The following is an 11,168-nucleotide window of genomic DNA, read 5'->3' as shown; positions in this document are numbered from 1 at the left end:
GTACTGTCTTCGTGTCCACACACACACCCGTAAGGAAATGGGGGAGCTCATGCGTAACTTCACAATCGCTGCAGTGGCGGCTGCTGGTCTCGCGCTCGGCGCGGTTCAGTCCGCTTCGGCTGCTGACATTGCCCGTCCGGTCTACAAGGCAGCCCCGGTCATCGCTGCTTTCAACTGGAGCGGCTTCTACATCGGCGGCAACGTCGGCTACGGCTGGGGCCAGGGCGAATTCGACAATTTCGGCGGTCTGTCCTGGAATCAGGATGGTTTCTTCGCTGGCGGCCAGATCGGCTGGAACTGGCAGGCTCCCGGCTCGCAGTGGGTTTGGGGTGTCGAGGTCGACTCGCAGTGGGCCAACATGAAGGACGACGCCACTTTTGCTGGCGGCGGCGCGGTTGTTAATCTCTTCAGCGATCTTAACTACTTCGGCACCGCGCGTCTGCGCCTCGGCTATGCGGCCTGGGATCGTGCGATGTTCTACGTCACCGGCGGTCTCGCTTGGGGCAGCAACGAAGTCGGTGCCAGCGCTGCCTTCGGTCCGGCGCTGGTCGGTTCTCTGACGGCCTCGAGCACCCATGTCGGCTGGACGGCCGGCGCTGGCGTCGAGTGGGCGCTGCTCGACAACTGGTCGGCAAAGGTTGAGTACCTGTATCTCGACCTCGGCAACGAGGCCTATTTCGGTGGCGTGGGCGCTGGCGGCTTCGACGTCGACCTGACCGCACACACCGTGAAGGTCGGCCTGAACTACCGCTTCGGCTACAGCAAGAACCCGGTTGTTGCTAAGTACTGATAGAGCCTGAGCTCTCTTCTGACCTCGAAAGCCCCGGCGAAAGCCGGGGCTTTTTTCATTTCACCACCGACAGTTCAGCTGGTCCGATTTGCAGTTGCACGATCGGCGATGGCGGCAATGACCGCCGCATCCGAGGGGAAATCAGCGGCGATCCATGCAGCCTCCGCCTCGCGCAAGGCAGCACCGAGCGCCGGACCCTTGGGAATCCCCCGCTCCATCAGATCGGCGGCCCCAATCGGGCATGACGGCACCTGCCAACGTGCGGGCAGTTCCAGGAAAGTGCGCCAGCGCGAATCGTCGGCGGCGTCCTGCGATCGGCTCCAGGCCAGCAGCAGGCGATCTGAGAACGCGGTCGGCCCGAGCCGATAAAGCAATGCGCGGGCATCTGGAGCGGACAGACCAGCACTGACGCGCCGCCAGCCATCGGCCATGCTCCGAAGCCGGTCAAATTCGGCGTTGGACAGCCGCAACCGCTCGAACAGACGATCGGCATCCTCCCCAACGAAGACCGCGAGCGCGCCGAGCCTACGAACCGCATCGGGCGCAGCGCCAGCCGCGGCTTCGATCGCGATCATCCTTGTGAATGAAGCGAGATACGGCACGCCGCCGAGGATCGTCACCAGCAGGCCGGACTCGGCCATCGCCTGAATGGCCGCTGCGGCGCCGCGGGCCACGAGAAGCTTCATGAGCTCCGTTCGCACGCGTTCGCGCGACAACGCGCCCAGCCCCTCGCGTCCCGCAATGCAGGCATGGAGCGCGGCCGGATCCGGCTCGCCTTCTCCATAGGCCGCATGAAAGCGGAAGAAGCGCAGGATACGCAGATAATCCTCGGCAATGCGCTGGGTGGCATCGCCGATAAAGCGCACATGCCGCGCATCGAGATCGGCGAGCCCGCCGACGTAATCATGCACGACCCCATCACGCGACACCGAGAGTGCATTCATGGTGAAGTCGCGCCGCTCGGCATCACGCCGCCAATCGCGGCCGAATGCGACCTTGGCCTTGCGGCCGTAAGTCTCGACATCCTCTCGCAGCGTGGTCACTTCGAACGGCGTGTCGCCGGACAGAAGCGTAATGGTGCCGTGATCGATGCCGGTCGGAACCGCGCGCAGCCCCGCGTTCTGGGCGCGGCGCAGAACCTCGTCCGGCTGCGCGGTGGTCGCGATATCGATTTCGTGCACCGGCTGGCCGATCAGGGCGTTGCGCACCGCGCCGCCCACGACGCGGGCCTCCTCGCCATCGCGATCAAGCAGGTCCAGAATCTGCGCCACCGGTCCGTTGACGAGCCATGCGGCGTCACGCAGGTGCGCCGGCAGACCGCTCATTTGAAATGTCCGGGGATCAGCTTGCCGTCTTCCATATGCGGCGGCACGTAGCTCGAACCGGCCGGCTGATAGTCGATCTGCCCGAGCACGACAAAGCCCGCAATCATGAACACGACGGCCGCTGCGGTGAGCCAGCCGACGGTCTTTACCGGCCACGATTCGACGTTCAACACACCGGAGCGCGTCGCATAGAGGAACAGCGCATAGACCCCGAAGGGCGTCAGAAACAGCAGGACTTCGGTCAGGATCGGCCGGATCATGTGCCGTAAATCTTCTGCTGAAGGTTGCGGAAAATGCCCGCGGTCACGCCCCAGATATAACGCTCGCCGAACGGTATCGCATAAAATGTCCGCGTCAGCCCCTGCCATTCACGGCTGTGGGTCTGATGGTTCGAAACTTCCATCATGAACGACAGCGGCACTTCGAACGTGCTCTCGACCTCGCCGGGATTGAGGGTGAGCGTGAATGGCGGCCGCACGCGCGCGACCACCGGGACGATCCGGTAGCCGAGCGTCGTCATGTACACATCGAGATAGCCGATCGGCTCTACCGCACTGCCGGCAAGACCGACCTCCTCGTCCGCCTCGCGCAATGCGGCCGCAAGCGGAGAGGCGTCGGTCGCATCGATCTTTCCGCCCGGGAATGCGATCTGTCCGGCATGTTGCGGCAGATGCGCCGTGCGCTGCGTCAGCAGAACCATCGGCTCGTCGCGATCGATCACCGGGATGAGGACAGCGGCCGGCTTGATCGGACGCACGGCCGCCATCGCCTTGGCCACCGGATCGGCATCGTGATCGCCACGCAGCGGGATCGCATCCGGATCGGTCAGCCCTGGGGGCGGATCGAGCGTCAGCCGCGCGCGGGCGCGATCAAAGAAATCGGTACGGGTCAGCGCGGCAGAAGCAACGTCCGTCATCTTGTCTCGCTCAGGTCCTCGAGCGCGTCGGCGCGCGTCATTGGAAAGAACGCATCGCCGGATGCAACACCAAACATCCGCTCACCATCGATTTCGCGCTCCTCGCCGAGTTCGACCAGATCGTAGAACAACGCGCGCGTGACCTTCGCCCACAGATTGCGGCGCACGTGCAGATACGGCTTCAGTCCGCCGGTGCCGTCCTCGCGTTCGAAGCGCAATGCGTGCGCGTCGTCGCAAGAGATCCAATCATCAACATTGGTCCGGAAAAGCAAGCGCGGTCGGGACGCAGTGTCGTCCTGCCGCATCTCGACCGCCAAGAAGGGCGCGTCCTCGACCACGATCCCGATCTTCTCCACCGGGGTGACCAGAAAATACCTGTCACCCTCGCGCTTGAGGACGGAGGCGAAAAGCCTGACCAGCGGCGCACGGCCGATCGGAGTTCCCAGATAGAACCAGGTTCCGTCGGAGGCGATCCGGATATCGAGGTCGCCGCAAAAGGGCGGATCCCACAGATGGACCGGCGGCAGCCCCCTGTCCGCACTCTCCCGGACGGCTGCGGCAATGCCATCCAGACCCACGGTATCGTTCTGCCTTTGCTTCGCCATGGTTTGACTTAAGCCTGTGGATTGTCCTCAAGAAGCGGGGCGCCCGCGCGCAAAAGTGATCGACGCACCATAGCCTGACACCCCCCGAAAATAGCGTAAGCTACAGCGGTTTCGGCATCGGCTGTCCTCGATTCGCATGCTCGATCATGGTGCGCTTTTCGACCCATTGGCGCAGTTGTTGCATCGCTTTCGATAGATATATGGCCCAAAGCCTGTGCGAGAAATGGGCCCCGCGAGAATACCGGCCGCCTGCGGGCGGATGACAGAAGGAACGAAAAAATGCCGGCAGGCGGCGAAAGCATCGAAAAGCTGGAAGACATGATCGTTCGCGCCGCGGAATCGACCGCGACCCACGCACGCGCCGCAAAGGATGCGATCGGCACCGTCATCTTCGGTCAGGAGCGCGTGGTCGAACAGGCGCTGATCACGATCCTGTCAGGCGGCCACGGTCTTCTGGTCGGCGTCCCCGGGCTCGCCAAGACAAAGCTTGTGGAAACCATGGGTGTGGTGCTCGGCCTCGATGCCCGCCGCATCCAGTTCACGCCTGACCTGATGCCGTCCGACATTCTGGGCTCGGAAGTTCTGGAGGAAGCCCCCGGCGGCAAGCGCAACTTCCGCTTCCTTCCCGGTCCGATCTTCGCGCAACTGCTGATGGCGGACGAAATCAACCGTGCCAGCCCGCGCACCCAATCCGCGCTCCTGCAGGCGATGCAAGAACTGCATGTCACGGTGGCGGGACAGCGCCACGATGTGCCGAAACCGTTCCACGTGCTCGCGACGCAGAACCCGCTGGAGCAGGAAGGCACCTATCCGCTTCCCGAAGCACAGCTCGACCGCTTCCTGATGCAGATCGACGTCGACTATCCGGACCGCGATGCCGAACGCCGCATGCTGTTCGACACCACGGGTGCGGACGAATCGAAGCCGAAAGCGGCGATGAGCGCCGAGGACCTGATCGCGGCGCAGCGTCTGGTGCGGCGCCTGCCGGTCGGCGAGTCGGTGGTCGAAGCGATCCTCGCGCTGGTGCGTTCGGCGCGTCCCGAAAAGGACGACCAGGATCCCACCCGTCAGAAGATCGCATGGGGTCCGGGCCCTCGCGCCAGCCAGGCACTGATGCTCGCGGTTCGCGCACGCGCTCTGCTCGACGGACGGCTCGCGCCGTCGATCGACGATGTGATTGCGCTTGCCGAGCCCGTGCTGAAGCACCGCATGGCCCTCACTTTCCAGGCGCGCGCGGAAGGCGAGACGGTCGATGCCGTGATCGGCCAATTGAAATCGCGTCTTGGTTGATCGATGGCGATCGAGCCGAACGCCCTCAAGCTTGAAGCCGATGCGGTTCGACATGCGAGCGGTGAATCCCGCTCGCTCGCTTCGAGTCTGCCGCGGCTGATGCTTGAGTCGCGCCGGATCGCTGCGACGGTCATCCACGGCCTGCACGGGCGCCGGCGCTCCGGCTCCGGCGAGAATTTCTGGCAGTATCGCCGCTTCCTGTCCGGCGAGCCCGCACGCCGCGTCGACTGGCGGCGGTCTGCGCGCGACGACAATCTTTATGTGCGCGAGCAGGAATGGGAAGCCGCGCACACGGTCTGGATCTGGCCGGATCGCTCGCCGTCGATGAATTTCGTGTCCTCGCTCGCATCCGAAACGAAGCTCGAGCGCACATTGGTGATCGCGTTCGCGCTTGCCGAGATTCTCGTCGAGGGCGGCGAACGTGTCGGCGTTCCCGGCTTGCTGCGTCCGACCGCGAGCCGCAACGTAATCGACAAGATCGGTCAGGGCATCATCCACGACACCGCACAGCGGACCAGTCTGCCGCCGGGCTTTGCGCCCGCGCCGCTGTCGGAAGTCGTGCTGCTTTCCGACTTCTGGAGTCCGATTCCGGATTTTCGTCGTGCGCTCGCGCAATTGTCCGGAGCGCATGCACGTATCCATGTCGTGCAAATCGTCGATCCGGCCGAAGAGAGCTTCCCCTATTCCGGGCGCGTTGAATTTCTCGAGCCCGAAGGCGCCGGAAGCATCACCGCCGGCCGCGCCGAGACCTGGCGCAGCGATTATCTAGAAAAGCTATCCGCGCACCGCGCCGCCATGCGCGAGGAAGCCGACCGCGCGCATGCAAGCCTCATCATTCATCGCACGGATCGTCCGGCGAGCGAACTCGTGCTGGCGCTGCACGCGCGCATGGGCGAAGGCGGAAACATTCCGGTCTCGGCACCGGCGCGCTCCGCACAAGCGGAGGCCAGCGCATGATCGGCGGATTACCGCTCGGTTTCGCACAACCGCTGGTGCTGCTCGGCCTGCTCAGCCTTCCCGTGCTGTGGTGGCTGCTGCGGCTGATCCCGCCGCGCCCGCGCCGCATCGAGTTTCCACCGGCGCGTCTTCTGTTCGACATCACCCCGAAGGAAGAAACGCCGTCGCGCACGCCGTGGTGGTTGACGTTGCTGCGTCTGACGCTTGCCGCGCTTCTGATCATGGCGGCCGCGGGCCCAACATGGAATCCTTCGGTTGCGACCTCGGGCGGCTCGGGACCCCTTGTGCTGCTGATCGACGACGGCTGGGCCGCTGCCTCGACCTGGGACATCCGCATCCGCACCGGTGACGACATGCTGGCCCGCGCCGAAGCGGATGGGCGCGCTGCAGCGATCGTTCCGCTGTCCGAAACCGGCCGCGCTGCGACGCTGCAGACTGCTGCGGCCGCACGTGTTCAGCTTCAGCAGATGTCGCCAAAGCCACATGCCGTCGAGCGGGCCGATGCGCTGCCCGCGCTGACGCGCTTCCTCGCCATCGCGCCGAATGCAGAACTGGTCTGGCTGTCGGATGGCGTGCAACTGGGCCGTGCCGGCGAATTCGTGACCGGTCTGGCCCGCCTTCTCGAAGGTCGCACGCTGACCATCGTCGACGGCGGCGTCGCACACGCGCTGGCGCTCAGCGCGGCCGACAACAATGCCGGCGCGCTGACCGTCAAGGTTTCGCGCGCGACAACGGGCAACGATCATGCCGGCAGCGTTCGCGCCTACGACCTCAAGGGCCTGCTGCTCGCCGAGACGCCCTTCACGCTGAAGGCTGCCGAGCGCGAAACCGAAGCCATGCTCGATCTTCCCGTCGAACTGCGCAACGACATCGCGCGCCTCGAAATCGCAGGTGAGCGCTCCGCCGGAGCCGTGCAGTTGCTCGACAAGCGCTGGCGCCGTAGAAGCGTCGGCGTCATCACCGGCGCCACGGCCGACACCGCGCAGCCCCTGCTCGCGTCCACCTTCTATCTGCAACGCGCACTGGCGCCGTTCGCCGATGTCCGCATGGGTGAACGCGTGTCGCCATCCGACATGGTGGTGCGCTTCATCGACCAGAATGTGCCGATGCTGATCCTAGCCGATGTCGGCAACGTGGTCGGCGCGGCGCGCGAGCGCCTTGCCAAGTGGGTCGAGGACGGCGGCGTGCTGGTGCGTTTCGCAGGACCGCGCCTTGCCGCGTCCGACGACGAACTCGTCCCGGTGCGGCTGCGCCGGGGCGGCCGCACGCTCGGCGGTTCGCTGTCATGGGAGAAGCCGCAACCGCTCGCCGCGTTCTCGCGCGAAAGCCCGTTCGGCGGCATGTCCGTGCCCGGCGACGTGACCGTGAACCGGCAGGTTCTCGCGGAGCCGGAGGCCGGCCTTGCCGAACGCAGCTGGGCGACACTCAACGATGGCACCCCGCTCGTGACCGGCACGCGTCGCGGCAAGGGGATGATCATCCTGTTCCATGTGACGGCCGATACGCGCTGGTCCGACCTGCCGCTGTCGGGCGCATTCGTCGAAATGCTCAAGCGCATCGTCGCACTTGCGGGCTCGACCGCCACTGCCGAACAGGCCAGCGCTGAGCGCGACCGCGAGACGCTTGCCCCTGCCCGTACGCTGGACGGTTTCGGTGTGCTGAGCGCGCCGCCCGGCAGCGCAAAGCCCGTCCCCGCCAATTACACCAGCCGCGCGAGCGGTGATCATCCGCCCGGCTTCTACGGGCCTCCAGAAGGCCTGCTTGCCGTGAACACACTTATTGCCACTGACAAACCGGACGTGATCGACGTGTCCCCCCTGAATGCCCGCCGCGACGTCTATCGGGTAAGCGAACCGGCCGATCTGCGGGGCCCGATCTTCCTCGCCGGCCTTCTGCTCCTTCTGCTCGATGCGTTGGTGGTGTTCTGGCTCGCGGGCGGACTGAGCCGGCTGACCCGGCAGCGCCGTCGCGCGGTCGCGACCAGTCTCGCGCTTGCGATTGCGCTGTCAGGCTTTGGTGTCGACGGACGCGCTTTCGCGCAGACCGTTACGCCGCAGCAGCGCGCTGCGGTCACGCCGCCCGCCACGACCGACGACTTCGCGATGAAGGCGGCAAACGAAACCAAGCTCGCCTATGTCATCACCGGTGACTCAGAAACCGACGCCATCAGCAAGGCGGGACTGAGCGGGCTGACGATCTTCCTCGCGCAGCGCACCGCGCTTGAAGCCGGCGAGCCGATCGGGCTGGACATCACACGCGACGAACTCAACTTCTTTCCGCTGATCTACTGGCCGATCGTGCCAAGCGCCGCCAAGCCATCGCCCGAAGCACTCGCGCGCATCGACGCCTACATGAAACAGGGCGGCACGGTGCTGTTCGATACCCGCGACGCGATCATGGCGCCGCCCGGCCCCGGCGGTGAGGCGCGTAGCCCCGGCATGCTGGCGCTGCGTGAAATCCTGTCCTCGCTCGACATTCCGGAGCTTGAGCCGGTGTCGAAGGATCACGTTCTCACCAAGACTTTCTTCCTGCTGCGCGACTTCCCAGGCCGCTTCAATACCGGCCAGCTCTGGGTCGAAGCCCTGCCGTCGCAGGAAGACCTCGATGGCGAAACCGAAAACCGCAGGCCGGCGCGCGCCGGCGACGGCGTGTCCTCGATCCTCATCACGTCAAACGATCTCGCCGGCGCCTGGGCGATGCGGCCGGACGGCCAGCAGATGCTGCCGATGGTCTCGAACGAGCCGCGCCAGCGCGAAATGGCTTACCGCTCGGGCGTCAACATCGTGATGTACACGCTGACCGGTAACTACAAGGCCGACCAGGTGCATGTCCCCGCGTTGCTCGAAAGGCTCGGGCAATGAATTTCGGCATCTCCTTCGCGCCCCTCGTTCCCGCCTACGTCCTGTTTGCTGCGGCGGCGATCGCCATCGTGATTTCTGCGCTGCTGCTGTTCATCCGCAGCCGCGGCGCATTGTTCCGTGCGACCGCGATGGCGCTTTTGATCTTCGCGCTCGCCAATCCGTCCTTCACCCGCGAGGATCGCGAGCCGATCCCGTCGGTCGTTGCGGTCGTGATCGACAAGAGCCCAAGCCAGAATTTCGGCGACCGTGCGAAGCAGACCGAACAGGCGCGCGCGGACCTGATCGAGCGACTAGCGCGCATTCCCAATCTGGACGTGCGCACGGTCGAGGCCGGCGCAGCAGATGGCGAAACAGACGGCACGCGCCTGTTCAGCGCTCTCGGCGCGGCCTTGTCGGACGTGCCGCCGGACCGGATCGCCGGCGCTTTCATTATTACGGACGGGCGGGTGCACGACGTGCCGCCCGATGCTTCGCAGCTCGGCTTTGCGGCGCCGCTCCATGCGCTGGTCACCGGCGAAGCCAACGAGCGCGACCGCCGCGTGGTGCTGACCACCGCGCCGCGCTTTGGCATCGTCGGCCAGTCGCAGACCATTGCGTTCCGCGTACAGGATCAGGGCGTCGGCCCCTCGACCGCGCGTGTCACCATCCGACGCGACGGCGAGCAGATCGAAACGCGCAATGTTGCAACCAACACCAATGTGCGCGTGCAGATCCAGATTCCGCATGCCGGACCCAATATCGTCGAGATCGAAGCCTCCCCGCTCGAAAACGAACTGACGCCGGTGAATAACCGCGCCGTGGTTTCGATCGACGGCGTCCGCGACAAGCTGCGCGTGCTTCTCGTCTCCGGCGAACCGCATGCCGGCGAACGCACCTGGCGAAACCTCCTGAAGTCAGACGCGGCCGTCGATCTCGTCCACTTCACCATCCTGCGTCCACCGGAAAAGCAGGACGGCACGCCCATCAACGAGTTGTCGCTGATCGCCTTCCCGACCCGCGAGCTGTTCCAGCAGAAGATCGGCGAGTTTCACCTGATCATCTTCGATCGCTATGCGCGACAGGGCGTGTTGCCGATCGTGTATTTCGACAACATCGCCCGCTACGTGCGCGAAGGCGGCGCGGTGATGATTGCCGCCGGCCCCGACTACGCGAGCCCGACCTCGCTCTGGCGTACGCCGCTCGATGTCGTGCTGCCGGCCGAGCCGAGCGGCAAGATGATCGAGACGCCCTACCACGCGCGGCTGAGCGACCTCGGTAAGCGTCATCCCGTCACGCGTGCGCTCGAAGGCGCAGCGAACGAGCCCCCGCACTGGAGCCGCTGGTTCCGTCTCGTCGATGCGAAGGTCGGTGAGGGCTCCTCCGTCATGGAAGGTCCGGACGGCAAGCCGCTGCTGGTGTTGTCGCGTGAGGGCGAAGGCCGGGTTGCGCTCCTCCTCTCGGATCACATCTGGCTATGGGCCCGCGGCTTCGAAGGCGGCGGGCCGCATCTCGATCTGTTGCGGCGGCTTTCACATTGGCTGATGAAGCAGCCCGACCTCGAGGAAGAGGCATTGCGTGTCGCTGCGCGCGGCCGCGACCTCGCAATCGATCGCCAGACCATGGCGGAGACCGTTGATCCGGTGATCGTCACGACGCCCTCCGGCGAGACCCGCAGTGTGACCCTGCAGCAGGCCGAGCCCGGATTGTGGCGCGGCTCGACGCCTGCGAACGAACTCGGGCTCTGGCGCGCCAGCGACGGCAAGCTCACGACGCTCGTCAATGTCGGGCCGATCAATCCGCGCGAATTCGCGGAAGTCACCTCGACCACCGATACGCTGCGTCCGCTCGCCAATGCCACCGGTGGCGACGCGCGGCGTCTCGACGACGGCGGCAGCGTGAACGTGCCGCGGATCGTCGGCGTGCGTTCGAGCGAAACCTTCCACGGCGAGGACTGGATGGGATTGAAGTTGCGCGATGCCAGCGTGCTGCGCGGCATCGGCGTGCTGCCGATCTTTGCAGGCGTGCTGGGATTGTTGTTGCTGATCGGCTCGCTCGCCGCGACGTGGGCACGCGAAGGCCGATAAATCAGCCTTCGATGGCACGCGAAGGCCGCTGGATCGTCTCGGCGCAGCAGACAACTACGACGCGTCCGGCCAGTCCGGACGTACCGCGCCTTTGACGCCCTCGAAAGCGCCGTCCACCAGTTCCGCGACAAGCAGGCGGGCCGGATCGACCGGGCCCGGCATTTTCACGCGGCCGCGCGGCACCCGCTTGAATCCGACCCGCGCGTAATAGGGCTCGTCGCCGACCAGGATCATCAGCTTGTGGCCCCGCTCCCTGGCGTCAGCCAGTGCCCGCTGCATCAGGGCGAGCCCGATACCACGGTCGCGGAATGGCGGCTCGATCGTGAGCGGGCCGAGAAGGAGCGCCGGCGTGTCCCCGATC

Annotated in this window: 10 protein-coding genes; 5 read left to right on the top strand and 5 right to left on the bottom strand. The window is 65.6% G+C overall.

Going from position 1 to position 11,168, the window contains the following annotated elements; genetic code table 11:
- The coding region (locus tag VNZ93_RS17600; protein WP_325707993.1) for an outer membrane protein at positions 1 to 790 on the top strand (790 nt) is incomplete at its 5' end.
- A 74-nt stretch (positions 791 to 864) separates the two neighbouring features.
- Here the strand turns inward: VNZ93_RS17600 and VNZ93_RS17595 are convergent.
- From VNZ93_RS17595 to VNZ93_RS17580, 4 genes are read right to left on the bottom strand one after another with little or no spacing between them, the layout of a single operon-like run.
- Positions 865 to 2,115: a CCA tRNA nucleotidyltransferase gene (locus VNZ93_RS17595; RefSeq protein ID WP_325707991.1), complete on the bottom strand. Its 1,251-nt coding sequence runs from the start codon at positions 2,113 to 2,115 to the stop codon at positions 865 to 867.
- Positions 2,112 to 2,375, bottom strand: a complete 264-nt coding sequence (locus tag VNZ93_RS17590; protein WP_325707987.1) for a DUF6111 family protein — start codon at positions 2,373 to 2,375, stop codon at positions 2,112 to 2,114. The genes VNZ93_RS17595 and VNZ93_RS17590 overlap by 4 nt, the downstream gene beginning before the upstream one ends.
- A complete protein-coding gene (locus tag VNZ93_RS17585) occupies positions 2,372 to 3,031 on the bottom strand; it encodes a CoA pyrophosphatase (RefSeq protein ID WP_325707984.1) in 660 nt (219 codons plus the stop codon). Before VNZ93_RS17585 ends, VNZ93_RS17590 begins: the two co-directional genes overlap by 4 nt.
- Positions 3,028 to 3,636: a DUF1285 domain-containing protein gene (locus VNZ93_RS17580; RefSeq protein ID WP_325707982.1), complete on the bottom strand. Its 609-nt coding sequence runs from the start codon at positions 3,634 to 3,636 to the stop codon at positions 3,028 to 3,030. The genes VNZ93_RS17585 and VNZ93_RS17580 overlap by 4 nt, the downstream gene beginning before the upstream one ends.
- A gap of 279 nt (positions 3,637 to 3,915) precedes the next feature.
- Here VNZ93_RS17580 and VNZ93_RS17575 point away from each other — a divergent pair, with 279 nt between their 5' ends.
- Genes VNZ93_RS17575 through VNZ93_RS17560 form a run of 4 tightly spaced genes read left to right on the top strand, consistent with a single transcriptional unit; the run spans position 3,916 to position 10,807 of the window.
- The gene (locus tag VNZ93_RS17575) at positions 3,916 to 4,926 is read left to right on the top strand and encodes a MoxR family ATPase (protein WP_325707979.1); all 1,011 of its coding nucleotides are present in this window, start codon (positions 3,916 to 3,918) and stop codon (positions 4,924 to 4,926) included.
- A gap of 3 nt (positions 4,927 to 4,929) precedes the next feature.
- Positions 4,930 to 5,883 (top strand): DUF58 domain-containing protein, encoded by a 954-nt coding sequence (locus VNZ93_RS17570; RefSeq protein WP_325707976.1) that lies wholly within the window; start codon positions 4,930 to 4,932, stop codon positions 5,881 to 5,883.
- Complete coding sequence (locus tag VNZ93_RS17565; protein WP_325707973.1) at positions 5,880 to 8,744, top strand: DUF4159 domain-containing protein; 2,865 nt, start codon at positions 5,880 to 5,882, stop codon at positions 8,742 to 8,744. The genes VNZ93_RS17570 and VNZ93_RS17565 overlap by 4 nt, the downstream gene beginning before the upstream one ends.
- Positions 8,741 to 10,807: a hypothetical protein gene (locus VNZ93_RS17560; protein WP_325707970.1), complete on the top strand. Its 2,067-nt coding sequence runs from the start codon at positions 8,741 to 8,743 to the stop codon at positions 10,805 to 10,807. Before VNZ93_RS17565 ends, VNZ93_RS17560 begins: the two co-directional genes overlap by 4 nt.
- A 54-nt stretch (positions 10,808 to 10,861) precedes the next feature.
- Here the strand turns inward: VNZ93_RS17560 and VNZ93_RS17555 are convergent.
- The coding region (locus VNZ93_RS17555) for an N-acetyltransferase (protein ID WP_325707967.1) at positions 10,862 to 11,168 on the bottom strand (307 nt) is incomplete at its 5' end.

The sequence above is a fragment of the Pseudorhodoplanes sp. genome, assembly GCF_035565795.1.
Taxonomy (GTDB): Bacteria; Pseudomonadota; Alphaproteobacteria; order Rhizobiales; family Xanthobacteraceae; genus Pseudorhodoplanes.
This window is presented reverse-complemented; position numbering and strand designations above follow the sequence as displayed.